This is a genomic window from Asanoa iriomotensis, assembly GCF_016862515.1.
Lineage (GTDB): Bacteria > Actinomycetota > Actinomycetes > Mycobacteriales > Micromonosporaceae > Asanoa > Asanoa iriomotensis.
The window spans coordinates 27792-52461 of record NZ_BONC01000018.1 but is presented as its reverse complement, the minus strand read 5'-3'; the positions used below and the strand labels follow the sequence as shown (position 1 = coordinate 52461).

Here is a 24670-nt window from a genome sequence, read left to right as displayed (position 1 = left end):
CCAGCCCACGTTGGGCGCGTAGGCGGAGTGTTGCTCCCGATGGCGCCCGCCGGGCTCCGGCTCGTGGCCACCGACCGGCGGGCGGTCCGTGGTCAGCGGCAACTCAGGAGATCGCACGTAGTCCACGGATCACCCGCCGAATCGTCTCCGGGTCGCGAGGGTCAGCGACATCCAACGTGTGTACATCGAGGTGGCCGGTCGCCCGCAGGTCTCCGACCAGCACCCGGGTCACCCCGAGGTGCATGCGCAGCTTGGCCGAGATCTCGGCCACCGACATCGGCGCGATGCAGAGCGCCACGATCGCCCGCAGCTCGCGGGCGCTGCTCGGCAGGTGGGTGCGCGGCGGTCCCTCGTGGACGGTCACCTGCGTCTCCATCCCGATCGCCGGGTCGACGCCGACCGTGCGGCCGGAGGTCAGCACGAACGGGCGCAGCGCGGCCGACACGTCTCCCGCGGGCGGGACCGCGTCGTCGGGTGGTGCCGGGCCGGCGTCTCCGCCGGGCAACCCCGCCCGCAGGTACGGGCGTACGCCCGTACCCGGCTCGGGGTCCTGCGGCGCCGTCATGACTGCACGGAGTTCTTCAGCTCGGCGATCAGGCGGGGTGTCAGCGCGCCGCCGGCGCGGCTCGCGAACAACGTCATCTCGTACGCGAGTGTGCCCAGGTTGGCCGACCGGTCGGCGATCACGCCGAGCACCGAGCCGCTGCTGATCGCGGTGATCAGCAGGTAGCCGTCGGCCATGTCGACGATCACGCGGTTGAGACCGCCCAGCGTGTACCAGTTGGCGGCGCCGCCGGCCAGGCTCGTCATGCCGGAGACGATCGCGGCCAGCCGCTCGGCGTTGGCCCGGTCCTTGATCGCCGACATCGCCATGAGCAGCCCGTCGCTGGACACGGCGATGGCTTCCAGGACACCCGCGGTGCCCGAGGTGAACGAGTCGAGCAGCCAGTTGAAGGTCTGCGCCTCCTGGCTGAGCTGGCCGTGGGACACGTCCGCATCCGGCCGCTCGATGCTTTCGTGGATGTACGGGCTCGTCATCGGGTTCCCTCTTCGTCGCCAAGGCCGGCGCTGATCTGGCGCATCGCGCGCGCCACACCGGATTCGAACTGTTGGACCAGGTCACGTGCGGCGTCCGGGTCCGGTGGTTGGTCCGACGTCCGGCGCTCGGTGTCGACCGCCGGGTCGTCGAGGGTGGCGCCCGGTTGGCGCCGGCGCAGCGGTTGGCCGGGTTGGGCCGCCGCGGGCTTGCGGTTGGTCGCCGGGGGAACCGCGGCCGCGGCGGCGACCGTGGATCCGTTGGCGGAGCCGTTCACGTTCAGCGGCTGGGCGCCGGGGATGGAGCCGCCCCGCACCTGCCGCTCGGCGTAGCGCACGCCGGCCTCGAACTCCTCGACCAGCGCGCGGGCGGCGGCCGGGTCGGCCGGTGACGGCGGCCCGGAGGTCGGCGTCGGCTCGGGGTCGTCGGTCGGCAGTTTGGCGCCGGGCACCCGGCGGCGCAGGACGGCCTGCGTCTCCTCGTCGGACAGCTCCGGTTTCGCCTTGGCCTGCGCCGGCTTGCCGGGCCGGGCGGGCTTGACCGGTATGACCGACGCGGGAGGCACGGGCGCTGCGGGGGCGGGCGACGCGGCTGCCGGCGACGCGGCAGCGGGCCAGGTCGGGCGCTGGTTGGCCGGCGGTGCGGGCGGCTCGGCCTCGCCCGCGGTGCGCGGCTGCGGCACGAAGGCGTTCCACGGCTGCCCGTTGGCGAGCATCCGGCTGGCCCGGCTGAGCGCGGCCTCGTCGAAGCCCGGGACGTTGCCGTTCGGCGGGCCCTGTCGGCGCGCGGGCCGGCGGCCGGCCGCCGACTCGCCGTCGCCCTCCTCGGTCGCCTTGGCCGGGCTGGGCGTGGGCTCGTCGGTGCGGCCCGGCACCCGCTGGCGGATCGGCCACTCGGGTGCGGCGTTCGCCGGCGGCGTCGCGTCGGCTGCCGCCTCCGCGGCCGGGGGATCCGCGGCACCGGCCGGCGCAGGTGCCGGCCCGGCGGCCGGTGCCGCGGATGATCCACCGTGCCCGACGCCGGTGCGGCGGTCGGGCCGGAACGGGTCGTAGACCGGTGCGGCGGAACCGTCTCCGCCGATCACCGGCGGGGAGATCGGCCGCTCCGCGAGCTCCGCCGGGCTGGTCACCCGGGCCCGGGCCACCGCCGCGACCGGCGGCGCCTCGCCCTCGGTGACCAGGTCGCGCTCGTTGACCTCGACCTCGGCGGTGACGCCGCCGCCGGGCGTCGTCGTCAGCGTGACCCGCATGCCGTGGCGGCGGGCGAGCCGGCCGACCACGAAGAGCCCGAGCACCTCGGTCGGCACCAGGTCGAGCCGTTCGCGCCGGGCCAGCCGGGCATTTTCCTCGGCCATCCGCTCGGCCGACATGCCCAGGCCGTGGTCGACCACGAGCAGCCGGATGCCGGGGTCGCTGACCACGCCAGTGACCGTGACCCGGGTGTGCGGGGGCGAGAACGTCGTCGCGTTCTCCATCAGTTCCGCGAGCACCAGCACCAGGTCGCCGATCATCGACGGCGCGATGCTGACCTCGGTCGGCACCTTGATGTCGACCCGCAGGTAGTCCTCGATCTCACCGAGTGCGAGCCGGATGACGTCGGTGAGCGGCAGCGGCGCGACGTGGCTGTCGGCGCCGGCCGAGCCCGAGAGCACCACGAGGCTGCTGGCGCTGCGCCGCAGCCGGCTGGAGATGTGGTCGAGCCGGTAGAGGTGCTGCAACCGGCCCGGGTCGGTCTCCTGCCGTTCCAGCCGGTCGATCAGCGCGAGCTGCCGGCCGACCAGGTTCTGCGTGCGGCGGCCGACGTGGCCGAACATCTGCGCGACGTTGCGGCGGCCGGCGACCTGGCGTTCGACCAGCCGGGCGGCGGTCGCCTGGACGCGCTCGAACGCGCGCGCGAGGTCGCCGACCTCGTCGCGGGCGCGCACGTCGACGGCTTCCAGCCGGACCGGCACCGACGGGTCCACCTCGCCGTCGGCCACCTTGGTCAGCTCGGCCTCGGCGACCCGGGCGACGCCGTCGGCCGACTCGGTCAGCCGGGTCAGCGGGCGGGCCACCGCGCGGGCCACCGCGATGCTCAACAGCACGACACAGAGCAGCAGGAGTACGCAGGCCAGGGCGACGCCGTACGCCTCGGTCAGGGCCCGCCCCTGCCGTTCGGCGACCTCCACCTTGACGTCGGCGATGATCCGTTTCTCGACGAACCGGCCGAGCGTCATCAGCGACTCGGCGATCGGGAACAGCTCCGCCAGCTTGATGCCCTTGAGCGCCGCCAGCGGGTCCTCGGCGAACCGGCCGAGGAAGTTGCCGCTGGTGCTGCGCGCGTCGACGCCCTGCTGCACGAGGTCGTACACGCCGTTCTGCTCAGGTGTCGCGTATGCGCGGAACCGCTCGACGTCCTGCAGCAGGATCGCCATCGTCGACGTGGACATGTTGGGCGGCGCGTTCTCGCCCAGCGCGGCGAGCAGCACGATCTGGGTGGCGACGAGGCTGATCCCCTCGTCGGAGCGGAGCACCGAGTCGAGCGCCATGATCTGCCGGCCGGCGGGTGTGGTGGTGTCGGCCTTGTTGCGCAGCTGCAGTGCGTTGATCAGGCGGGTGACCTCGCCGCCGAACGTCGCCATCACGACGTCGGGCCGGGCCTCGCCGGTGAGCACCGCGGCGCGCACGGTCGCCAGCGCCGGCAGCGCGTCGAGCGCCACCCGCAGGTCGTGCGGCAGGTCCGGGGTCGCGCGCAGGTCGGCGATGTCGTCGGTGACCTGTGCGCTCTGCAGCAGCAGCCGGCTGCGCTCGACGACCCGGTAGTGGAAGCCGATCGAGAGCATCCGCTCCTGCTGGAGGTTCTGCACGAGCGAGCCGACCTGGCCGGCGATGTCGACCGTGCGGGCCGTCTCGTCGGCCTGCTCGGCGATGCTGACCCGGTCGCCGACCACCGGCACTGCCAGCGCGACGATCCCCAGCAGGGGCGCGATCAGCAGCAGCGCGAGCTTTCCGCGGATCCGTAACCTACCGAGCAGCACCGGACCGCTCCCACTGTGACTGGTTGTCCTGCGGCGCGCTCGCGATCGGCGTGACCGTCGGCCAGGCCGTCGCGTCGTCCGGCGGCGGCGTGGCGGGGTCGCGCTCCGGGAACGGCCCGGTCGGCCGCGCGGCCCGCGGCCGCCCGCCGAGGAACAGGGCGAGGAAGAAGCCGATCGCCAGCAGCACGGCGAGTAGCACCGCGCCGCCGGCCAGCATGCGCTCGCGGTCGATGGCGTCGGCGCGGGTGTTGAGCAGCCGTTCGACCTCGTTGAAGATCGTGCTGGACAGCTCGCCGGCCGCGGCCTGGAGCTGGCCGCGCAGGACCGTGATCATCGACGGGTCACCGCTGCTCGACGACGTGCGGGGCTGTGCGAACCCGACGGCGATGATGTCGGCGGTGCGCTGATAGCGGTCGAGCCGGCTGAGCAGGTTGCTGCCCAGGGTGCGGCTCTCGGTGCTGTCCACGGCGGAGCGCAGGTCGTCGATCAGCCGGGTCGACGCGTCGACCAGCGTGACCCGTTCGGCGACCAGTTGCGAAAGAAGCTGGGTCTGTTGGTCCGGTGTCAGCTGCAGCTTGGGCCGGCCGGGGGTGGCCGGCGCGCTGGCGGCCGCGGCGAGCAGCGCCACGTCGGCGAGCCGGCCGGCCGAGATGACCGCGACCGGCAGTTCGCCGGCGGCGCTGTTCTGCAGGTGGAAGGCGTCGCCGTCGGGGTCGTGCACGAGGCCGGACTCGTCGCGGACCTTGGCGTAGAGGGCGAGCACCAGGTCGCCGACCTCGCGGTAATCCGCGAGCGTCTCCAGGGGGTTGTCGCCGGTGGGCGCGCTGCGCAGCGTCTCCAGGCGGCTGCGGATGCCGGTCCAGCGTTCCGTCGTGCGCAGGGTGGCGCCGAGCCGCGCGTCGGTGGCGTCCGCCTGCTGCACCGCGACGGCGAGCGCGTCACGCCGCGCCGGCTGGCCGGCCACGGCCGCCGACTGTGCGTCGGCGACGGCGAACGCGACCTGCTGGAGGGTGCGCAGGTAGGCCACGCCGTCGAGCTCGCGCTGGGTCGCGTCGGCCCGGTCGCCCTCCGCGCGCCAGGTCTGTGCGAACAGCGCGCCGACGGGCACCAGCAGCGCGACGACCAGGATGGACAGCAGCGCGGACTGCGCTCCCGAGCGGGCACGGGAACGCGGTGCGGAACGTGTCATCGGCAACCCCTCCACGAAGTGGTGGCACGGGTTGAAAAACACGCCCCGGCCGTCCCGTCCACCGGACGGTGAAACTAGTGGAGGGGCACCCAGGCCGGGCCAAACCGAACAGCCATTTCTCCTTCATCCGTCGGTTTCTATGGCCCTGCGTGATGGATCAAGAGAGGAATCGTCACGGTCAGTAACTTGCTATCGGTTCATTGCCCGCTCGGCGTGATTCGTCGGATTTCGCGGGATAAGCACGTGACGGCCGCTCTTAAGACTCAGAAAATATTCAGCAACGGGCCCGTACCTTTGGCGCATGTCGCCACCGTTGTCCCGCACGCGTCGCCGGCTGCTCGCCGGGGGCGCCGTCCTGCTCGTCCTCGCCGGAGCTCTGACCTGGGCGGTCTGGCCGGACGACCCCGGTTACCGCACGCAGGACGCGCGGATCGCCGTCCGCTCCGGACCCGGTGGCGACGAGTCGGTCGAGCTGGACACCCGGCTGTTCCTGCCCGACGGCGCTTCGGCCACCGACAAGGTTCCGGCGGTGCTGCTCGCGCACGGCTTCGGCGGCACCAAGGAGAGCACCTACAGCGATGCCGAGGAACTGGCCGGCATCGGCTATGCCGTGTTGACCTGGACCGCGCGCGGCTTCGGCCGCAGCGGCGGGCAGATCCACCTCGACAACCCGGACTACGAGGTACGCGACGCGCAGCGCCTGGTCGACTGGCTGGCCGCCCGGCCCGAGATCCGCACCGACGCCCCGGGCGACCCACGGGTCGGCGTCGTCGGCAGCTCCTACGGCGGCGGGCTGGCGCTCATGCTCGCCGGGCAGGACCAGCGCATCGACGCGGCGGTGCCGATGGCCACCTGGAACGACCTGGCCGGCGCGTTCCTGCCCGAGTCGACCGGCCAGGGTGCGGTCGACGGCGTCTTCAAGAAGACCTGGGCCGGCCTGTTCTTCGGCAACGGCGCGGGTGCCGGCCTCGGCGCGCTGGGCGACGCCGTCGCGGGTGGTGGCGCACCCGACCTCGGCGCGCTCGTCGGCGCCGACCCGGCGTGCGGGCGGTTCGCGGCCGACGTCTGTGCCGCGTACCAGCGGATCGCCACCACCGGCCGGGCCGACCAGGCCGCCGTCGACCTGCTGCGGCGGTCCAGCCCGGCCACGGTGCTCGACCGGATCAAGGCGCCCACCCTGCTCGTGCAGGGCACCGCCGACACGCTCTTCCCGCTCTCCGAGGCGGACGCCAACGCTCGCGGCATCGCCGCCACCGGCACCCCGGTGCGGGTCGCCTGGTTCACCGGCGGGCACGACGGCGGCGATGGGCCGCAGTCCGACCGCGACCGGATCAAGTTCCTGATGGCACAGTGGCTCGACCACTACGTCAAGGGCACCGGCCCCGCCCCGGCCGACAGCTTCACCTGGTCGCGGATCACCGGCTTCAACGCACTCGACCGGGGCGTGGTCACCAGCGGCTACTCGGACCCGGCGTACCCGGGGCTGGGTGGCACGCAGACCTCGACCGTGACCGTCACGGGGCCGGCGCAGACGGTCGCCAACCCGCCGGCGGGCAACCCGGCGGCGATCTCGTCGCTGCCGGGCGCCGGCGGCGGGCTCTCCTCGTTCGTCAACGGCGTGGTCACCGACCTGCCGGGGCAGCACGCCCGGTTCACGTCCACGCCGCTCGACCGGCCCCTCGACATCGTCGGCGCGCCCACCGTGCGGATCCGGGCCGCGTCGCCGACCGGGGAAGCCGTGCTGTTCGTCAAGCTCTACGACGTCGACCCCGCCGGGGTGGCGACGCTGTCCAGCGGGCTGGTCGCGCCGGTCCGGCTGACCGGGCTGCCGGCCGAGATCAGCGCGGCCCAGCCCGTGTCGGTGACGCTGCCGGCGATCGTCCACCGGGTCGAGGCCGGCCACACGCTGCGGATCGCCGTCGCCACCTCGGACCAGGCGTTCGCGACCCCGGCCCAGCCGGCCGTCTACACGGTGGCGGTGCCCGACGACGCCACCGCGGTGACGCTGCCGACCGTGCCCGGCGAGCCGATCGCCAGTCCGCAGGTGATCTGGCGGTACGTGCTCGTCGGCCTGCTGGTCGCGATCGCGGTCGGGCTCGTGGTGGTCGTCCTGGTGGTGCGCCGCCGGCGCGGGCGGCACGACACCTCGGTGCATCCGGAGTACGCCGACCTGCCGCTGCGGGTCGACGGGCTGCGCAAGGTGTACGGGGACTTCGTGGCGGTCGATCGCGTCGACTTCGAGGTGCGCCGCGGCCAGGTGGTCGGACTGCTCGGGCCCAACGGCGCGGGCAAGACGACCACGCTGCGGGTGCTGATGGGGATGACCAAGCCGACCGCGGGACAGGTGCACGTCTTCGGGCACCCGCTGGTGCCCGGCTCGCCGGTGCTGTCGCGGATCGGCGCGCTGGTCGAGGGCCCGGGCTTCCTGCCGCACCTGAGCGGCCTGGCCAACCTGCGGGCCTACTGGGCGGCCACCGGCCGGCCGGAGGAGGACGCCCAGATGGAGCGGGCGCTCGAGATCGCCGGCCTCGGTGAGTCCGTGCACCGCCGGGTCAAGACCTACAGCCACGGCATGCGGCAGCGGCTGGCCATCGCCCAGGCCATGCTCGGGTTGCCGGAGCTGCTGGTGCTCGACGAGCCGACCGACGGGCTCGACCCGCCGCAGATCGCCGAGATGCGTCGCGTGCTCAGGCGCTACGCCACCGACGGCCGGGCGGTGCTGGTCTCCAGCCACCTGCTGGCGGAGGTGGAGCAGACCTGCACCCACGTCGTGGTGGTCAACAAGGGCGGGATCGTCGCGTCCGGCCCGGTCGACGAGATCGTCGGCGAGTCGCCGAGCGTGCAGATCGAGGTCTCGGACGCGGGTGCGGCGGCCGGTGTGCTCGGCCGGCTCGCCGGCGTCCGGTCGGTGGCCGTGGACGGCGACCCGCGGCAGTTGGTCGTCGACACCAACGGCACCGCGCGCAGCGAGGTGGTGGCCGAGCTGGTGCGGGCCGGCATCGGGGTGGAGCGGGTGGTGCCGCGACGCCGCCTGGAGGACGCGTTTCTCGCCCTGGTGGGGGAGAGCTCTAGTGGAAGCGGAGACCGCTGATGACCGACTTGCGGGCCGGAGCGGCTGCGAACTATCGAGCCGCCCGCACCCTCCCGATCCGGGCCGAGTGGCGGCGGCAGTGGTCGCGTGCGCGTACCCGATGGGCCCTTGGTCTGATGTTCCTGCTGCCGTTGATCATCTTGGTCGCCTTCCAGTTCGACAACGGCGGCGACGACAACGGCGGCGGCGAGTTCGGCAGCCTGATCGACATGGCCACGTCGGGCGGGCTCAACTTCACGCTGTTCTGCCTGTACGTCTCGGCGACGTTCCTGCTGGTCGTGGCGGTGGCGCTGTTCTGCGGCGACACGGTGGCCAGCGAGGCACAGTGGGGCAGCCTGCGCTACCTGCTCGCCGTGCCGGTGCCGCGGGCCCGGCTGGTGGCGGTGAAGCTGATCGTCGCGCTCGGCTACTCCGGGCTGGCGCTGTTGACGCTGGCCGGCACCGCGCTGGCCGTCGGCACGGCCAGGTACGGCTGGGAGCCGCTGCGCAGCACGGTCGCCAACGAGATCGCACCCGGCCCGGGTCTGGTGCGGCTGCTCGGCATCCTCGGCTACCTGGCGGTCGTGCTGCTCGTCGTCGCCGGGCTGGCGTTCCTGCTGTCGGTGTCGACGGACGCCCCGCTGGGCGCGGTCGGCGGCGCGGTGCTGCTGTGGATCCTGTCGAGCATCCTCGACCAGATCACCGCGCTGGGCGCCGTGCGCAACCTGCTGCCGACCCACTACAGCACGGCGTGGCTCGGCCTGCTGTCCACGCCGGCCCAGTACGACGACATCGTGAAGGGCGCGATATCGGCGGTGGTCTACGCGACCTTGTTCTGGTCGCTGGCCTTCTGGCGGTTCACCCGCAAGGACGTGACCAGTTGAGCGCCTGAGGCCTGGTTCACACGTTGGGAAGGGACAGGCCTCCACCCCGGTGGAGGCCTTACTCTTGAAGGCACAACTGCATACCTCATCCAGAGGGGCTGAGGGATACGGCCCGACGACGCCCCGGCAACCACCACCGGTGACTCATCGCAGAGTCGCGCGGCGCGCAGGTGCCAATTCCGTCCCCGTCGCAAGGTGCGGCGCGGGGAAGATGAGAGGACCTCAGCCTCATGACGTCGATCATCGACGAAACCGCCAGCTCTCCGGTCGCCGACTCGCCCGCGCGCGCCCTCGTCTGTCGCGGCTGCGGCGCCGAATACCCGCTCGCCGCGCAGCACGCCTGCTACCAGTGTTTCGGCCCGCTGGAGGTCGCCTACGACCCGGCCGCACTGGCCCGGGTGACCCGCGCCCAGATCGTCGCCGGCCCCCAGAACATCTGGCGCTACGCGCCGCTGCTGCCCGTCGGGCAGGACCCGGCCAGCCGGGTCACCCTCGACCCCGGCCTGACGCCGCTGGTCTCCGCTTCCGCGCTGGCTGCCGAGCTCGGCATCACGGCGCCGCTGTGGGTCAAGGACGACAGCGCCAACCCGACGCACTCGTTCAAGGACCGCGTGGTCTCGGTCGCGCTGACCGCCGCCCGCGGGCTCGGGTTCACCCGGTTCGCCTGCGCGTCGACCGGCAACCTGGCCAACTCCGTGGCCGCCCACGCCGCCCGGGCCGGCACGCCGTCGATCGTCTTCATCCCCGGCGACCTCGAGCAGGGCAAGGTCATCACGACCGCGGTGTACGGCGGTGACCTGGTCGCCATCGAGGGTTCCTACGACGACGTCAACCGGCTCTGCAGCGAGCTGGTCGAGACCGACGAGTTCGAGGACACCGCGTTCGTCAACGTCAACGTGCGGCCGTTCTACGCCGAGGGTTCCAAGACGCTCGGTTACGAGGTCGCCGAGCAGCTCGGCTGGCGGATCCCGGCGCAGGTGGTCATCCCGATGGCCAGCGGCGAGCTGCTCACCAAGATTGACAAGGCGTTCAGCGAGCTCGTGGAGATCGGCCTGGTGGACGCGCCGGCCGGCGGCTGGCGGGTGTTCGGCGCACAGTCGGCGGGCTGCAACCCGATCGCGACCGCCCTGCACAAGGGCACCGACGAGATCGTCCCCGTGCGACCGACGGGCATCGCGAAGTCGCTCAACATCGGTGACCCGGCGGCCGGCCTTTACGCGCTGGAGGCGGTCCGCCGCACCGGTGGCTGGATGGACTATGCCGACGACGACGAGATCCGGGCGGCGATCCAGTTGCTCGCCCGCACCACCGGGGTGTTCGCGGAGACCGCCGGCGGCGTGACCACCGCCGTGCTGCGGAAGCTGGTCGCCTCGGGGCGGCTCGACCCGTCGCTCGAGACGGTCGTGTTCAACACCGGCGAGGGGCTCAAGACCATCGATGCGGTGGCGGAGCAGGTCGGGCCGACGCACCGCGTGAAGCCATCGCTTCGGGCAGCTCGGGAAGCCGGTTTGCTGGGCTGAAGAAGGCCGTTATCCAGGATGGACTCATACGTTCGGGTGATGCAACATGTGCGCCCCGTAGTGGTGATTTTGCCGTCCGTCGAGAAAACATGGCCACGGGGACTTGACGACCATGATGGGTACGCCGCAGGATGCTCCGTGCGGGAGGGCGAGCCGCCGTAGACTTTTGAAGTTCTAGCGACCCAGCGCCGGAGGCGTTGTGCGACCGCCCTTCCGACCAAACGTCAGTCGAAGGCCCCGTCCGGTGGACGGGGCCTTCGCTTGTGCGCAGTTACGTGCTTGAATCTCTTGGGAGCTTGGGCCGTCACGTAAGTCCTTCACCGTGACGGGAGTCAACCATGCATCGCAAGCTCTTCCTGGGCGCGCTGGCCGCTGCTGCCGCCCTTCTCCTCGGCGTCGTGGTCGCGGCGCCCGCCCGCTCGTCGGCCCTCGCACCCGTGCGCGTCATGCCGCTCGGCGACTCGATCACGGGGTCGCCCGGCTGCTGGCGATCGGTGCTCTGGAACAGGCTCCAGAGCACCGGCTACACCAATGTCGACTTCGTCGGCACGCTCGGCCCGCAGGGGTGTGGGCAGCCGTACGACGGTGACAACGAAGGGCACGGCGGCTACCTGGTCACCAACGTCGCCAACCAGAACCAACTGCCGGGGTGGCTGGCCGCGACCCGCCCCGACGTGGTGCTCATGCACTTCGGCACCAACGACGTGTGGAGCAACGTGCCACCGGCGACGATCCTGGCGGCGTACAGCAAACTGGTCGACCAGATGCGGGCCAGCAACCCGGCCATGCGGGTGCTGGTCGCGAAGATCATCCCGATGGCGCCGAGCAGTTGCGGCGAGTGTGGAGCGCGGGTCGTCGCGCTCAACGACGCGATCGGCGGGTGGGCCGCGGGCAAGACGACGGCTGCCAGCCCGATTGTGGTCGTGGACCAGTGGTCTGGGTTCAGCACCGCTTCGGACACCTACGACGGGGTTCATCCCAATGCGTCCGGGGACCAGAAGATGTCGGATCGGTGGTATCCGGCGTTGGCCTCTGTGTTGTCCGGTGGTTTGCCTACCCCGTCTCCTACCGCGTCTCCTACTGGTTCGCCTACTGCTTCGCCGCCGGCCGGTGGTGGCGGTTGCGTGGCGAGCTATCGGGTCGTGGGGCAGTGGACGGGCGGGTTCCAGGGTGAGGTTTCCGTGCGCAACGCCGGGTCCTCGGCCATGTCGGGGTGGACCGCGCGGTGGACCTTCGCCGGGCAGCAGATCACCCAGTCCTGGAACGCGGCCACGACCCAGTCCGGGTCCGCGGTCACCGCGCGCAACGTCGCGTGGAACGGATCGCTCGCACCGGGTACGAGCACCACGTTCGGGTTCCTGGCCAGCTGGACCGGCGCCAACCCGGCGCCGACCGTCCTGACCTGCACCGCCTCGTAATTGGCTCGCGTGCCCGCCGGGGGTTGGGCACCCTGGCGGGCATGAGCATCGTGGTCACCGCGCTCGATCCGGCCGACGAGGTCGGCGTCCGGCACGCCTTCGACATCCGGTCGCAGAGCGACGCCGCCGACCTGCCGGATTTCCCGCCGCTGCTGGCGGGGCAGTTCGCCGCGTCGTTGCGGCACCCGTGGCCCGGTGAGCGGCACGTCTGGGCGCTGGCGTGGCTCGGCGACGAGCCGATCGGCTTCCTCGAGCTGGGCCTGCCGTTCCTGGAGAACACCGGCACGGCCGAGCTGCGGATCGACGTGCTGCCCTCGTGGCGGCGGCGTGGGGCCGGGCGGGCGCTGCTGGCCCACGCCGAGCAGGTCGCGCGGGCCGACGGGCGCAAGCACCTGATCGGGACGACCGTGCACGGGCTGCCGGGCGGGCCGGAGCGGCCGCTCGACGGCGAGGCGTTCGCGCGCTCCCGTGGTGCCACGCTCGCCCTGACCGACGTACGCCGGCGATTGTCGGTTTCGGCTCTTGACCATGCCGCGCTGGACGCCCTGGTCTCGACGGCATGGGCCAAGGCCGCCGGCTACAGCCTGGTGCGCTGGGAGGCGGCGGTGCCCGACGAGTTCCTCGCCGACGTCGCCTATCTCGACGGGCGGTTGCTGTCGGACGCGCCGCTGGGCGAGCTGGCCTACGAGGCCCAGAAGATCGACGGCGACCGGTTCCGGGCGCAGGAGGCGGCGCGGGCGGCCCGTGGCCGGGTGATCCACTCGACCGCGGCACGGCACGACGCCAGCGGACGGCTGGTCGCGGTGACGACCATCGACGTGAACGTCGAGATCCCCTGGCACGCGTTCCAGCAGATCACGCTCGTCGACCCGGACCATCGCGGCCATCGGCTCGGCGCCCTGGTCAAGGTGCAGAACCTGCGCACGGTGCTGGCCGCGTCGCCCGCGCTGCGCGCGATCGACACCTGGAACGCGGCGGTCAACACACACATGATCGGGATCAACGAGGCAATGGGGTTCCGGCCGCTCGACGGCTGGCACAACTGGCAAATCACCCTGTGAACTTTCTGCCTGTGGACAACGCCGCCATGCCCGGGCCGACCAGGCATGATGGCTCTCATGACGGAGACCCCGCACCCCTGGTTCGCCAACCACGCCGAGACGCTCGAGCGCGCCACCACCGCGATCAAAGAGCGTGGCTACTGGTCGGCCTATCCTGAGTCGCCCAGCCCCCGCGTCTACGGTGAGACGGCCGCGGCCGACGGCGAGGCCGCGTTCCGCGGCTACCTCGACGCCAAGTTCCCGCTCGACCAGCCGGGCATCGCCGACTGGGTGGCGACCGAGCGCAGCCCGTTCGGCGTGCCGCTCGCGGTGTCCTACCCGCATGTCCCGCCGGCCGCGTTGATCTCGGCGGCGACGGCGGCGCTGCCCGCCTGGCGTGACGCCGGCCCGCAGACCCGCGTCGGCGTCTGCCTGGAGATCCTGGCCCGCCTGCACGCGCACATCTTCGAGCTGGCCAACGCGGTGCAGTTCACCAGCGGGCAGGCGTTCGTGATGGCGTTCCAGGCCGGTGGGGCCCACGCGCTCGACCGCGCGCTGGAGGCGCTGGCCTACTCCTACGCGGAGATGACCCGCCACCCGGCCACCGCGGGCTGGGAAAAGCCGGCCGGCAAGGGCGACCCGCTGCGGATGACCAAGACCTTCCACGTCGTCCCGCGCGGGGTGGCGCTGGTGATCGGCTGCAACACGTTCCCGACCTGGAACTCCTACCCGGGCCTGTTCGCCAGCCTGGCCACCGGCAACCCGGTCGTGGTCAAGCCCCACCCGGGCGCGGTCCTGCCGCTGGCCATCACGGTCCGCTACGCGCGGGCGGCCCTCGAAGAGGCGGGCTTCGACCCCAACCTGATCCAGCTGGCGGCCGAGGCACCCGGCGAGGGCCTGGCCAAGACCCTGGCCCTCGACCCGGCGGTCCGCATCATCGACTTCACGGGCTCGACGGAGTTCGGCGACTGGCTGGAGGCCAACGCCCGGCAGGCGTCGGTCTACACCGAAAAGGCCGGCGTCAACACGATCGTCGTCGACTCGACCGACGACTTCGCCGGCATGTGCCGCAACATCGGCTTCTCGCTGACGCTCTACAGCGGCCAGATGTGCACGACACCGCAAAACATCCTGGTCCCGGCCGACGGCATCGAGACCGACCAGGGCCACAAGACCTTCGACGAGGTAGCCGCCGCGATCGCCGCGGTGGTCGCCAAGCTGACGGGCGACCCGGCCCGCGCGGTCGAGCTCACGGGCGCGATCGTCAACGAGGGCGTCCTGACGCGCCTGTCGGAGGTCACGGCCGTCGGCGAGGCGGTCCTGCCGTCGACACCGCTGACCCACCCGGCCTTCGCGGAGGCCACGGTCCGCACACCCACGGTCCTGAAACTGACGGCGGCTGATAAGGCTGTCTACGGCCGCGAGTGGTTCGGCCCGATCTCATTCGTCATCGCCACGGATTCGACCGAGGCGAGCATCGACATCTTCCGCTCGACGGTCCTGTCCAAGGGCGCGCTGACCGCGTCGGTCTACTCGACGTCCGACCCGGTCCTGGCAGCGATGGAGTCAGCCTCCATGGACGCGGGCGTCCACCTTTCCTGCAACCTGACGGGCGGCGTCTTCGTCAACCAGTCCGCGGCCTTCTCGGACTTCCATGCCACAGGCGCCAACCCAGCGGCCAACGCGGCCCTGACCGACGGCGCCTACGTCAGCAACCGCTTCCGCGTGGTCCAGTCCCGCCGCCACACCACGGCCTGACCCGGAAGATCTCCACGCCCACCGGCGCCAGCCGCCGCGCCGGGCAACGGCCCGGGTGGCGTCGTGGCTCGGGCGGCGTCTCGCGCCGGGTCGCGGCCCGCGCTGGGTCAGGGTCCGGGGTCGCGCCGCACGACGCTGGGTCGCGATCCGGGTGGCGCCTTGCGCCGCGCCGGGTCTTGGCCCGGGTCGGGCCTTGCGCCGGGTGGCGGTGCGGGTCGCGTCTTAGGGCCGCCCCGCGTCGGGTCTTAGCCCGGGTCGGGCCTTGCGCCGGGCGGCGGTCTGGGTGGCGTCTTGCGCCGCCGTCGGGTTCTGGCCGGGTCGGGCGTTGTGACAGGTCGCGGTCCGGGGCGCGTCTTGCGCCGTGCCGGGTTCTGGCCGCGTCTGGCCTTGTGCCGGGTCGCGGTCCCGGTCGCCTCTCGCGCCGTGTCGGTCATGGCGCTTGGGTCGGGCCAGGCGCCGGGTCGCGATGCTGCGCGCCGGGTCGCCCTGAGGGTTTGGCCGTCCCGGGCTTGGTGGCTCTGCGCGTTGGACGCGCTACGTGCCGGGTCGCCCACCGTGTTGGGTCGCCCAACCGGCAGGTCGCCCAAGGCGCCGCGTCGGTGTGGCGGTGCGCGACCGCTGGTCCCCTGCGGCTCAGCGTCTGGCTAGGGCGTGGGACGCCTTCGGCCGCGCGTGACCGCATGCTTTCGGGTCAGGCCTCGCCCGGCGTGTGGTCTGCGGTGCGTTCGCCGGGGGGTCGGCCCGGCACTCGCGGAATGGGCGGCCAGGGTTGGTTAGGCGCGGCGGCGCATCTGGAGTTCTGTCATGGCGGCTGTGGTCGGGTGGGGGAGGCGTACGCCCGTGTCGACGAAGCCCACCCGTTCGTAGGCGCGGACCGCGCGGTCGTTGCCGACGACTACCTCCAGCATCAGGTCCGGTCGGCCGGCGGCGCGCGACCAGGCGGCCACCGCCTCCGTGAGGGCCGCGATCAGGCCCTTGCCGCGCCACGCCGGGGTCACGTAGACCGCGAAGATGACCGTGACGTTCGGTTCCTCGGCGATGACCGTGCCGCCGGCGTGGGCGACCACCCGGTCGTCGGCTACCGCGATGAACTGGGCCACCCGGTCGCCCTCGGAGTTCGCCGCGATGCGGGCCGCGTAGTCCGCGTGCGGGCGGGCCGCGGCCTGGGCGAGCGTCTCCAGGAAGGCCAGCGGCGAGTCGGCCAGCATCTCCAGGCGGATCGCGCGGGTGCGGGCCGCGTCCGCGGGGCGCACCCGGCGGACCTCCGCCGCGGGCGGTGGGTGCGGCGCACGCGTGGTGGCGGTCCGGTTCATGTTGGCATGCCTACCTGGCCGGGGGCCGAGCACGCAATGCGCGTCACGGGTTGGCGGCCACGTAGACCCACGCCTCCGCGCCCGAGACCAACGGGAGCAGCACTCGGCGGTAGTCGGCTGCCTCGTACCCGTCGGCCGCTCGCAGTTCCTCGTCGCTCAGCTCGAAGACCATCCCCGGCACGTGATCAGCGGGGTTGCCCGTGCGTGCGACCACCGGGTGCTCGGCCGCCCCGCTGACCTCGACCACCGCCGGCGAGGTGATTCGCAGCGAACTCATCCGGTAGCCGGGCAGGGCGTCCGGCCGTCCGTCGAGGTCCCGGCCGAAGTTGGCGTGCTGCACGGCTGGGTCGCGCAGCGTCCCGTACGAGAAGAGCAATTGCATGGCAACGATCATGCCGGGCCGGCGGTCGGTGACGCGGTCACCACGGGGGTCGACGGCGCCAGGAGTTGCGCGCCCACCGCCTGGCATTGGGCGGCGCCGTATGCGAAACCCAATGATCCGCGATAGCGGAGCAGCACGCCGATCGCCCAGCGGGATGTCACCGCGAGGCAGGCGATGTGCCACTGGCCGTCCTCGTCGCGCAGGAGCCAACCGTTCTTGATCGCTACTTGCGCGCCAGCTATCGGAGGCAGGGCGCGGCGGACGCCGAAATCGCCCGGTCCACGCACCGCGCGCATCTCCGAAAGCAGCCACGGCGTCCACCGCGTGCCCGCGGCGCGGCCGTCGGCCAGGCAGTTCGCGAGGCGCGCCGTGTCGCGCGCCGACACCGTCGTGTTGCTCCAGTTGTCGAGATGGGCCGCGCTGTCGGTCAGGCCGCAGATTTTGATCATGCGGAAGATCGAGTCGTTGCCGCCGACAAGATCGTAGGTCTCGACCGCCGCCGCGTTGTCGCTGTCGCGGATCATGATGCGGAGTCGGTCGATACGAAAATCCGAAGGCTCCTCGCCTCTCTCCGCCAATATTCGTAAATAATCCGCGGCCAACCACGACTTCACCATCGACATCGTGTCGCTCGGTTCGGCCAGGTTCGCCGAACCCGTGATCCGGCCGGTCTGCCGGTCCAGCAGCGCCCAGGAGCGGAAGCCCTCGAACGGCGATGTCACCTCGCCGACCCGCAGCTCGGGCGGTCGTGTGCGGTCCGCGGCGGGCGACGGCAGCCTCGGCGCGGCCGAGGTGACCTGCTGTTCCGGCACCACGTACCGGATCGCCAGGACCGCACCCGCGGCGATCAGCAGGGTGGCCGCCAGCACCGGGACGGTGTTCCGCCGGCGGGACCGATGCCGGCCGGGCTGTGCGCCGTGTCTGCCTCGAAACACGTTCGGTTAACGAGCGAGCGGCCGGTCTCGGCGCTCAGGGTGTCCTTTTTGTGGTAGTGCACGGTCGTCACTCCTCGTGTACCTTACGATTTCGACCGCAATATTCCGGGGCTCACCTACGGCCTTGAATGGGCGGTCTGGGACCGGCAGGAGCATCAAAGGTTAGGAAGTGCGCCGTGGCACAAGGCAGCGTCAAGTGGTTCAACAGTGAAAAGGGCTACGGTTTCATCGCGGTCGATGGGGGCCAGGACGTGTTCGTCCACTTCTCCGCGATCCAGATGGACGGCTACAAGTCTCTCGACGACGGTCAGCGGGTCGAGTTCGAGATCGCGCAGGGTCAGAAGGGCCCGCAGGCGGAGCAGGTTCGCCTAATCGCTTGAGCGAAGCACAGCCGGGCACCCCACCCGGGTCCGAGACGACCTAGCGCCGATCCCAACAACGGGGTCGGCGCTTCTCTGTCTTTGTCGCCGACCGACCCTGAGTTTGATGCATGATGCAACAAGTCTCGCCATCTATTCGCGACTTTGCGCATTGCGGACAGCGCGGCCTTTCCGTAATTGACATGTCATTAAACGCTCCTCGCCACCCGGCGGACTCGGCCCGCTCACCCACCTCGCGCGGGCGACCGGGCGCGCGCCCCCGTGCGGCCGACTTCGCTTGCACTCGCCTGGTCCGAGTGCTAAACAAGTCATTGGCACTCGCCAACCGCGAGTGCCAATGGTCGGGACGGTGGGGCCACCGCTGACGCCCTACGGAGACGGGCGCGGCAAGGGGCCGGTCGTCGCGGGCTATCCGGCCCGGCCGGCGGACGTCACTGTCGCCAGGTAGTGACGTCCGAAGGTGCGTAAAGCAGGCGGTTATCCGTGGCCGACCAGGCCGCGGCAACCGTGAGTGTCCAGGAGGACAACGCCGTATGGCCAAGATCATTGCGTTCGACGAGGAGGCGCGCCGCGGCCTCGAGCGGGGTATGAACACCCTCGCCGACGCCGTCAAGGTGACGCTCGGCCCCAAGGGCCGCAACGTCGTGCTCGAGAAGAAGTGGGGCGCGCCCACCATCACCAACGATGGTGTGAGCATCGCCAAGGAGATCGAGCTCGAGGACCCGTACGAGAAGATCGGCGCTGAGCTGGTCAAGGAGGTCGCCAAGAAGACCGACGACGTGGCCGGTGACGGCACGACGACGGCGACCGTCCTCGCGCAGGCGCTGGTCCGTGAGGGCCTGCGCAACGTCGCCGCCGGTGCCAACCCGATGGCCCTGAAGCGGGGCATCGAGGCCGCCGTCGCGCGCGTCGCGGAGGAGCTGGCCAAGATCGCCAAGGACATCGAGACGAAGGAGCAGATCGCCTCCACCGCCTCGATCTCCGCCGGTGACACCAGCGTCGGCGAGATCATCGCCGAGGCGATGGACAAGGTCGGCAAGGAAGGCGTCATCACCGTCGAGGAGAGCAACACCTTCGGCCTCGAGCTCGAGCTCACCGAGGGCATGCGCTTCGACAAGGGCTACATCGCGCCCTACTTCTGGACCGACCCGGAGCGTATGGAGGCCGTCCTCGACGACCCGTACATCCTGATCGTCAACAGCAAGATCTCGTCGGTCAAGGACCTGCTCCCGATCCTCGAGAAGGTCATGCAGGGCGGCAAGCCGCTGCTGGTCATCGCCGAGGACGTCGAGGGCGAGGCCCTGGCCACCCTGATCGTCAACAAGGTCCGTGGCACCTTCAAGTCCGTCGCCGTCAAGGCACCGGGCTTCGGTGACCGCCGCAAGGCCATGCTGACCGACATCGCGATCCTGACCGGTGGCCAGGTCGTGTCGGAGGAGCTGGGCCTCAAGCTCGAGGCCGTCGGCCTCGACATGCTGGGCCACGCCCGCAAGATCGTGGTGACCAAGGACGAGACCACCATCGTCGACGGTGGTGGCGACCAGGACCAGATCCAGGGTCGGGTCAACCAGATCCGTGCCGAGATCGAGAAGAGCGACTCCGACTACGACCGCGAGAAGCTGCAGGAGCGCCTGGCCAAGCTGGCCGGCGGTGTTGCGGTCATCAAGGTCGGCGCGGCCACCGAGGTCGAGCTCAAGGAGCGCAAGCACCGCATCGAGGACGCGGTCCGCAACGCGAAGGCCGCCGTCGAAGAGGGCATCGTCCCCGGTGGTGGCGTCGCGCTGGTGCAGGCCGGCAAGACCGCCTTCGACAAGCTCGACCTGGTCGGCGACGAGGCGACCGGTGCGACGATCGTCAAGATCGCGCTCGACGCCCCGCTGCGCCAGATCGCCGTCAACGCCGGCCTCGAGGGTGGCGTCGTCGTGGAGAAGGTCCGCAACCTGGACACCAACCACGGCCTCAACGCCGCGACCGGTGACTACGTCGACCTGCTCAAGGCCGGCATCATCGACCCGGCCAAGGTGACCCGTTCGGCGTTGCAGAACGCGTCGTCGATCGCGGCCCTGTTCCTCACCACCGAGGCTGTGGTGGCGGACAAGCCGGAGAAGGAGAAGGCCCCGGCTGCGCCGGGCGGCGGTGACATGGACTTCTGAGTCCAGCCAACAGCAACAACCCGAGAGGGCGGTCCGCGCGAGCGGGCCGCCCTCTCGGCCTTTTGTGCCAGGGCTAGCGGCGTTGGTTGCGGCGTTTGTCGGCCCGGCTGGTCAGGCGGCGCGGTGCCGTGCGGTCTCCACCCAGCCAGACGGTGTCCTCAGACCCGATGGCCTCCGGCGTCGGCTCCTCGCCCGGCACCGGGTTGTCCTCCGGCAGACCGGGCAGCTCCCCGGTCGGCTCCTCCTCGAGGCTCATGCCGGCACGTTAGGGGTTACCAGGCCCCTTTGTCCTGGAAACCCGACACAATGCACCGCCCGGGCTACACCATTTCTCGCCGGTAGAGGAAGAAGACCCGCTCGATCCGCGCCCCCGCGTTGGCCGAGTAGAACGGCACCGGCCCGACCCATCCGATCTGCGCCGACGACAGCCCCGCCGCCTGCTGCTCCCGCAGACACCGGCGCAGCAGCACCCCGCCGACGCCGAGCCCACGCGCCGCGGGCGCGGTGCCCATCGGCCCGAAGTACGACGGCCGCGACGACCCCCAGCACGCGAACCCGAGCACGTCGCCGTCCCGCACCGCGAAATGGATCCCCGCGGAACCCGCGATCTCCGCACCCCACCCCGGCCCGAACTGCGAAACCGCGAACTCCACCAACCCGGGCACATCAGCGGGTACGGCCCGGCGCACGGCAACACCGGCGTCCGCCAGCCGCGCCTCCGCCTCGGCCGTCGAGGCCAACGCCGGCGACCCCTCGGTCAGGTCCGCGGTCATGTTCCACGCGATGTCCGTCCGCGCGAACCCGCAAGCCTCGGCGAGACAGACCGCGGCCGTGTACCGCACGTCGATCCCCGGCCACGCGTAAACGGGCGCGTTGCCCACGAACGCCACCGACGTGACCCCGAACGCCCCCAACGCCGCCGACACCCGCTCGACCAGCGCACGCCCGATCCCGCGCCGCCGGTGTGCCGGGTCCACCGCCACCAGGTCCACGTGCCCGACCGAGGCGTCGCCGTAGCCGGTCGACCCGAGCACGACCCCGACGACCGACGAACCGACGACCGCGACCGAACCGGTGGTACGCCGCAACCCGGTCGAACCCGGCACCGGCCCCGGCGAGCGAAGCCGCTCGACGATGGCGTCGGCCTCGGCGGCGTCCGCGGGCAACAGCGCGGCGCGACACAGCGAGATCACCGCGGGCACCTGGGCGGGGGTCAGTTCTGTGAGCTGGTACGCATGATCCACGAGCCTGCACGCTACCGGGCAGACCCGCGTGGCCGGCAGGGTTACCGTGGTCTCGTGCGTGACCCCGCGATATCCCGCTTCACCGCCAGCCACCTCTCCGCGGCCCGGCGCGCCGACGACCTGCGCCGGCTGCGCAGCGAGCGGTTCGACGTGCTGGTCGTCGGCGGTGGCGTGACCGGCGCCGGCGCCGCCCTCGACGCCGCCTCCCGCGGCCTCAAGGTCGCCCTGATCGAGGCCCGTGACTACGCCGCCGGCACCTCCAGCAGGTCCAGCAAGCTCATCCACGGCGGCCTGCGCTACCTGGAGCAGCTCGAGTTCCACCTGGTGCACGAGGCGCTGACCGAGCGCGGCCTGCTCGCCACCCGGCTCGCGCCGCACCTGGTGCGCCCGGTGCCGATCCTGGTGCCCCTGCAGGCCGGCGGCCTGCCCGGCCGCACCTTCCGGCGCGGCTACTACGGCATGGGCGTCGCCGCCTACGACGTGTTCGCGGGCGTCTTCGGCCACGGCCGGGGCATGCCCCTGCACCGCCACCTGAGCCGCGAGGGCGCGCGCCGGCTGTTCCCGAGCCTGCGCGGCGACGTCACCACGGGCGCGATCCGCTACTACGACGGGCAGGTCGACGACGCCCGCCTGGTCGTCACGCTCGCCCGCACCGCCGCCAGCCTGGGCGGCGCGATGGTGACCAGCGCCCGGGCGGTCGGCTTCCTGCGCCAGGCGCGCGAGGTCGTCGGCGTCCGGGTGCGCGACATGGAGGCCCGGCCCGGTGACCCCGACGCCGAGTTCGAGGTGCGCGCCCGCACGGTCATCGCCGCCACCGGCGTGTGGAGCGACGACATGTCCCGGATGCTCGGCGACGTCGGTGTCCGCCCGGGCTTCCGCGTCCGGGCGTCCAAGGGCGTGCACCTGGTGGTCCCGCGCAGCGCGATCACCGGCGAGGCCGGCTTGATCCTGCGCACGGCGACCTCGGTGCTGTTCGTGATCCCGTGGGGCGGCCACTGGATCATCGGCACCACCGACACCGACTGGCAGCTCGACCGGGCCCACCCGGCCGCGTCGGCCCGCGACATCCAGTACATCCTCGACCAGGTCAACCCCTGGCTGGCCCGGCCGCTGTCGACCGACGACATCGAGGGCGTGTACGCCGGCCTGCGCCCCTTGCTCTCCGGCGAGGCCGAGGCCACCTCGAAGCTGTCCCGCGAGCACGCGGTCATCGAGCCGATGCTCGGCCTCCTGCTGGTCGCCGGCGGCAAATACACGACCTACCGGGTGATGGCCGCCGACGTGGTGGACCGCGCGGTGCGCCGGCTCGGCGGCGGCCAGCCGTCGAGCACCGCCGAGCTGCCGCTGCTGGGCGCCGACGGCTACGCGTCGGCCTGGCGCGACCGGGCCGACCTGGCCCGCCGCCGCGGCGTCCGGGCGGGCGTGGTCGAGCACCTGCTGGAGCGCTACGGCACGCTCACCACCGAGCTGCTGGCCCTGATCGAGGCCGACCCGACGCTCGCGGCACCGCTGGCCGGCGCGCCCGAATACCTCGCTGCCGAGGTGGCCTACGCCGCCTGGGCGGAGGGCGCGCTGCACCTCGACGACGTGCTCACCCGGCGCACCCGGATCTCCTTCGAGACCGCGCACCGCGGCACCGAGTCGGCCCGGCACGCCGCCGAAGTGATGGCCGGCGTGCTGGGCTGGGACCAGGCGGTGCAGGACCGCGAGGTCGAGCACTACCTGGCCCGCGTCGACGCCGAGCGCGAGTCGCAGCGGATGCCCGACGACGCCACCGCCGACGCCGCCCGGATGGGCGCCGCCGACGTGCGGGGCCTGGCCGCCGACCGCGGCCTGGAGATCCCGACCGGGGCACCGCCGCTGATCACGCCCTGAGGAGTTAGGAACGGTCCGTTGTTCCTCGGAAAGCGTTAATAACGGACCGTTCCTTAAAAGACCTTGCCGGGGTTGAGGAGCGACGTCGGGTCGAGGGCCTGCTTGATCGCGCGGTGCACGGCCATACCGACCGGACCGACCTCCTGAGCCAGCCAGTCCTTCTTCAGCAGGCCGACGCCGTGCTCCCCGGTGCAGGTGCCGCCCATGCCCAGCCCGAGCCGCATGATCTCGTCGAAGGCGCCCCGGCCGCGGGCGACCGAGTCCGGGTCGCGCCGGTCCACCACGATGTTCGGGTGCAGGTTGCCGTCGCCGGCGTGCCCGACGACGCCGATCGGCAGCGCGTACTCGATGGCGATCTTCTCGATGCCGTCGAGCATCGCCGCCAGCGCCGTCCGGGGCACCGCGATGTCGTCGATGATCAAACCGCCGCTGCCGTCCGGGTAGGTCTCGGCGGCGAACTTCTCCATCGCCGGGTGCGCGAGCCGGCGGGCGCGCAGCAACTCGGCCGCCTCGACCTCGTCGGTCGCCGCGAAGACCTCCAGCGCGCCGGCCGCGGTCATGACCGCCTCGAGCGCGGCCAGGTCGGCGGCGGCCCGGCTGCCGGTGTCGACGGACGCGAGCAGCAGCGCCTTGGCGTCGGTGCGCAGCCCCATCGGCCGCAGTGCCTCGATCGCCCGCAGGTGGGTCTGGTCGAGCAGCTCGAGCAGGCTCGGCGAGTGGCCGCCGGACGAGATCGCGGCCACCGCGTCGCCGGCCGCCGCCGTCGTCGGGAACAGCGCGATCAGGGTGAGCGAGGTGTCGGCGGCCGGCCGGAGCCCGACCACGACCTCGGTGATCACGCCGAGCGTGCCCTCCGAGCCGACGAACAGCTTGGTCAGGTCGTACCCGGCGACGCCCTTCGCGGTGCGGCGCCCGGTCCGCAGCACCTCACCGGAGGCGAGCACGACCTCGAGGCCGAGCACGTACTCGGCGGTGACGCCGTATTTCACGCAGCACATGCCGCCCGCGTTGGTGGCCACGTTGCCGCCGATGGTCGACGACTCCCAGGAGCCCGGATCCGGCGGGTAGCGCAGCCCCGACGCGGCGACGGCGGCGGCCAGGGCGGCGTTGACGACACCGGGCTGCACGACCGCGAACCGGTTGACCGGGTCGATCTCGACGATCCGGTCCATCGCGACCGTGGACAGCACGACCGCGCCGTCGACGGCGTTGGCGGCGCCGGCCAGCCCGGTGCGGGCCCCCTGCGGCACGACCGGCGCACCGGCCCGCGCCGCGGCGCGCACCACCGCGACCACCTCGGCGGTCGTCCGCGGCCGCACCACCACCGCCGGCATCCCGTGCGGCACGAGGTCGGCCTCGTCGCGCCGGTGGCCGCGGAGCAGGTCGGGATCGGTCAACACGGCACCGTCCGGCAGCGCCGCGCGCAACTCAGTCACCAGCTCTGGCATACCAGCGAC

The 24670-nt window shown here is 72.1% G+C and carries 19 protein-coding genes and 1 riboswitch; of the genes, 9 read left to right on the top strand and 10 right to left on the bottom strand.

Annotated elements, in window-relative coordinates; translation table 11 throughout:
- Window positions 1–103: 103 nt before the first annotated feature.
- The 4 genes from Air01nite_RS14970 to Air01nite_RS14955 are packed head-to-tail and all read right to left on the bottom strand — an operon-like array spanning window position 104 to window position 5241.
- Window positions 104–565, bottom strand: coding sequence for a DUF742 domain-containing protein (locus tag Air01nite_RS14970; RefSeq protein WP_203702884.1), 462 nt, complete (start codon window positions 563–565; stop codon window positions 104–106).
- Complete coding sequence (locus Air01nite_RS14965; RefSeq protein ID WP_203702882.1) at window positions 562–1038, bottom strand: roadblock/LC7 domain-containing protein; 477 nt, start codon at window positions 1036–1038, stop codon at window positions 562–564. The genes Air01nite_RS14970 and Air01nite_RS14965 overlap by 4 nt, the downstream gene beginning before the upstream one ends.
- Window positions 1035–4052, bottom strand: coding sequence for a sensor histidine kinase (locus tag Air01nite_RS14960; protein ID WP_203702880.1), 3018 nt, complete (start codon window positions 4050–4052; stop codon window positions 1035–1037). The genes Air01nite_RS14965 and Air01nite_RS14960 overlap by 4 nt, the downstream gene beginning before the upstream one ends.
- Window positions 4039–5241 carry a hypothetical protein gene (locus Air01nite_RS14955; RefSeq protein ID WP_203702878.1) on the bottom strand — a complete coding sequence of 401 codons (1203 nt, stop codon included), beginning with the start codon at window positions 5239–5241 and terminating at the stop codon, window positions 4039–4041. The genes Air01nite_RS14960 and Air01nite_RS14955 overlap by 14 nt, the downstream gene beginning before the upstream one ends.
- A gap of 301 nt (window positions 5242–5542) precedes the next feature.
- Here Air01nite_RS14955 and Air01nite_RS14950 point away from each other — a divergent pair, with 301 nt between their 5' ends.
- From Air01nite_RS14950 to paaN, 6 genes are all read left to right on the top strand, one after another.
- Complete coding sequence (locus Air01nite_RS14950) at window positions 5543–8332, top strand: alpha/beta fold hydrolase (protein ID WP_203702877.1); 2790 nt, start codon at window positions 5543–5545, stop codon at window positions 8330–8332.
- The gene (locus Air01nite_RS14945; protein ID WP_203702876.1) at window positions 8332–9195 is read left to right on the top strand and encodes an ABC transporter permease; all 864 of its coding nucleotides are present in this window, start codon (window positions 8332–8334) and stop codon (window positions 9193–9195) included. The genes Air01nite_RS14950 and Air01nite_RS14945 overlap by 1 nt, the downstream gene beginning before the upstream one ends.
- Window positions 9196–9277: 82 nt before the next feature.
- Window positions 9278–9413: riboswitch (SAM riboswitch) on the top strand.
- A 12-nt stretch (window positions 9414–9425) separates the two neighbouring features.
- Window positions 9426–10715 carry a threonine synthase gene (gene thrC, locus Air01nite_RS14940; protein ID WP_203702875.1) on the top strand — a complete coding sequence of 430 codons (1290 nt, stop codon included), beginning with the start codon at window positions 9426–9428 and terminating at the stop codon, window positions 10713–10715.
- Between the two features lie 338 nt (window positions 10716–11053).
- On the top strand, window positions 11054–12133 hold the full coding sequence (locus tag Air01nite_RS14935) for a cellulose binding domain-containing protein (RefSeq protein WP_203702874.1): 1080 nt from the start codon (window positions 11054–11056) through the stop codon (window positions 12131–12133).
- 41 nt (window positions 12134–12174) lie between these two features.
- Window positions 12175–13194, top strand: a complete 1020-nt coding sequence (locus tag Air01nite_RS14930; RefSeq protein ID WP_203702873.1) for a GNAT family N-acetyltransferase — start codon at window positions 12175–12177, stop codon at window positions 13192–13194.
- A 57-nt stretch (window positions 13195–13251) separates the two neighbouring features.
- Window positions 13252–14931, top strand: a complete 1680-nt coding sequence (gene paaN / locus Air01nite_RS14925; protein ID WP_203702872.1) for a phenylacetic acid degradation protein PaaN — start codon at window positions 13252–13254, stop codon at window positions 14929–14931.
- A 773-nt stretch (window positions 14932–15704) separates the two neighbouring features.
- On the opposite strand, the gene Air01nite_RS14920 is transcribed toward paaN, so the two are convergent.
- Genes Air01nite_RS14920 through Air01nite_RS14910 form a run of 3 tightly spaced genes read right to left on the bottom strand, consistent with a single transcriptional unit; the run spans window position 15705 to window position 17495 of the window.
- The gene (locus tag Air01nite_RS14920) at window positions 15705–16244 is read right to left on the bottom strand and encodes a GNAT family N-acetyltransferase (protein WP_203702871.1); all 540 of its coding nucleotides are present in this window, start codon (window positions 16242–16244) and stop codon (window positions 15705–15707) included.
- 43 nt (window positions 16245–16287) lie between these two features.
- Entirely contained in the window at window positions 16288–16626 is a 339-nt protein-coding gene (locus Air01nite_RS14915; RefSeq protein ID WP_203702869.1) for a gamma-glutamylcyclotransferase family protein, read from the bottom strand.
- Between the two features lie 8 nt (window positions 16627–16634).
- Complete coding sequence (locus tag Air01nite_RS14910) at window positions 16635–17495, bottom strand: serine hydrolase (protein WP_203702866.1); 861 nt, start codon at window positions 17493–17495, stop codon at window positions 16635–16637.
- A 242-nt stretch (window positions 17496–17737) separates the two neighbouring features.
- On the opposite strand from Air01nite_RS14910, the gene Air01nite_RS14905 reads away from it, so the two are divergent.
- Together Air01nite_RS14905 and groL are read left to right on the top strand one after the other, a co-directional pair.
- Window positions 17738–17941, top strand: coding sequence for a cold-shock protein (locus tag Air01nite_RS14905; RefSeq protein WP_203702865.1), 204 nt, complete (start codon window positions 17738–17740; stop codon window positions 17939–17941).
- Window positions 17942–18474: 533 nt separating this feature from the next.
- On the top strand, window positions 18475–20094 hold the full coding sequence (gene groL, locus Air01nite_RS14900) for a chaperonin GroEL (RefSeq protein ID WP_203702863.1): 1620 nt from the start codon (window positions 18475–18477) through the stop codon (window positions 20092–20094).
- A 73-nt stretch (window positions 20095–20167) separates the two neighbouring features.
- Here the strand turns inward: groL and Air01nite_RS14895 are convergent, their stop codons facing one another.
- Both Air01nite_RS14895 and Air01nite_RS14890 read right to left on the bottom strand, forming a co-directional pair.
- Window positions 20168–20350: a hypothetical protein gene (locus tag Air01nite_RS14895; RefSeq protein ID WP_203702861.1), complete on the bottom strand. Its 183-nt coding sequence runs from the start codon at window positions 20348–20350 to the stop codon at window positions 20168–20170.
- Between the two features lie 64 nt (window positions 20351–20414).
- On the bottom strand, window positions 20415–21338 hold the full coding sequence (locus Air01nite_RS14890) for a GNAT family N-acetyltransferase (protein WP_203702859.1): 924 nt from the start codon (window positions 21336–21338) through the stop codon (window positions 20415–20417).
- Window positions 21339–21407: 69 nt separating this feature from the next.
- Here Air01nite_RS14890 and Air01nite_RS14885 point away from each other — a divergent pair, with 69 nt between their 5' ends.
- Window positions 21408–23213 carry a glycerol-3-phosphate dehydrogenase/oxidase gene (locus tag Air01nite_RS14885; RefSeq protein ID WP_203702979.1) on the top strand — a complete coding sequence of 602 codons (1806 nt, stop codon included), beginning with the start codon at window positions 21408–21410 and terminating at the stop codon, window positions 23211–23213.
- A 53-nt stretch (window positions 23214–23266) separates the two neighbouring features.
- Here Air01nite_RS14885 and Air01nite_RS14880 read toward each other — a convergent pair whose 3' ends face one another.
- Complete coding sequence (locus tag Air01nite_RS14880; protein WP_203702857.1) at window positions 23267–24661, bottom strand: FAD-binding oxidoreductase; 1395 nt, start codon at window positions 24659–24661, stop codon at window positions 23267–23269.
- Window positions 24662–24670: the final 9 nt, after the last annotated feature.